We start from the raw sequence: 1,552 nt of genomic DNA, 5'->3' as shown, positions 1-1,552 counted from the left end.
CAGAACAGCCAGTACCGCCGGCTCGGCTGCGAAGCCGCCAGCGTACCAGCGTGGAGTTTGGAGGGAGGGCAAGGCGCGCAAGTACGGCAAGCGGGTTGGTTCGAGGCTCGCGATGTTGCTGTCGCGCCATGAGGGGCAGTGTACTTCGCGACAATTTGCAAGCTTTACAGTGGCCCGAACCCGTCACGCACAATGACGGGCAGATGCGCGCCCTCCTCCGCACCTTCTCCTGGCAGGAACTCCGCCACCACCCCTGGCGCAGCGCCGCTGCCGTGCTGGCGGTCATGCTCGGCGTGGCGCTGGCCTTCTCGGTGCACCTGATCAACGCCTCGGCGCTGGACGAGTTCTCCAGCGCGGTGCGCTCGGTCAACGGCCAGCCCGACCTCGAGCTGCGCGCCGCGCAGGGCAGCTTCGACGAGTCGCTGTTCGGCCGTGTCGGACAGATGCCGCAGGTCCAACTCGCCAGCCCGGTGCTGGAAACGCAGGCCCTTGCGCTGGCCGGCGACGCCCGCCGGGTGCCGCTGCGGGTGCTCGGCGTCGATGCGCTGGTGCTGCCCACGATCGCACCCGCGCTGATGCCGCGGCCGGCGGACGGCGCCGACCGCTTCGCCCTGCTCGCGCCGGACACGGTGTTCCTCAACGCGGCTGCACGCAACGCGATCGGCGAAAGCGCGACCCGATTGACGCTGCGCATCGGTACCCGGACGCGCGAGCTGCGCATTGCAGGTGAAGTCGCGGCCGGGGGCGCCGCGCTGGCGGTGATGGACATCGGCGCGGCCCAGGACCTGTTCGGCCGCGCCGGGCAGCTCACCCGCATCGACCTGCGGCTCGCGCCCGGCGCCGACCGCGCGGCCTTCATGCGCGCGCTGCGCGAATCGCCGGGCTGGCCCGCGAACCTCCAGATCGCCGAGCCCGGCGACGCGGCCGAGCGCGTGAGCAATCTCTCGCGGGCCTACCGTGTCAATCTCACGGTACTGGCGCTGGTGGCGCTGTTCACCGGCGCCTTCCTGGTGTTCTCCGTGCTGGCCTTGAGCGTGGCCAAGCGCGCGCAGCAGTTCGCGCTGCTGGGTGTGCTCGGGCTCACGCCGCGCGAGCGGCTGCGGCTGGTGCTGGCCGAGTCGCTGGCGCTGGGCCTGATCGGCAGCATCGCAGGTCTTGCACTCGGCACCGCGCTCGCCGCCTTCGGCCTGCGGGTGCTGGGCGGCGACCTCGGCGGCGGCTACTTCGAGGGCGTGGCGCCGACGCTGCGCTGGCGCTGGGGGCCGGCCCTGCTCTACGGCGGCCTGGGCCTGCTGGCCGCGGCGGTCGGCGGCTGGTGGCCCGCGCGCGCGGCGCAGGCGCTGCCCGAGGCGCAGACGCTCAAGGGCCTGGGCGCGGCGCAGGCGCAAGGCGGCGCGCACAAGCTGGCGCTGCTGCTGGTCGCCGCGGGCATCGCGCTGGCCACGGCGCCAGCGGTCTTCGGCATCCCGATCGCGGCGTACCTCTCGGTGGGCTTCCTGCTGGTGGGCGGCATCGCGGCCCTGCCCTGGCTGATCGCGCTGCTCTACGACCG

The 1,552-nt window shown here is 73.2% G+C and carries 1 protein-coding gene; it reads left to right on the top strand.

Annotated elements, in window-relative coordinates; all coding sequences use genetic code 11:
• Window positions 1–203: 203 nt before the first annotated feature.
• On the top strand, window positions 204–1,552 hold a 1,349-nt coding region (locus tag APY03_RS44040), incomplete at its 3' end, for an ABC transporter permease (RefSeq protein ID WP_232324329.1).

Source organism: Variovorax sp. WDL1 (genome assembly GCF_001541225.1).
In the GTDB taxonomy this organism is placed as follows: domain Bacteria; phylum Pseudomonadota; class Gammaproteobacteria; order Burkholderiales; family Burkholderiaceae_C; genus Variovorax.
Note: the sequence above shows the minus strand (reverse complement) of the source record. Positions and strands in the feature narration are given on the sequence as shown.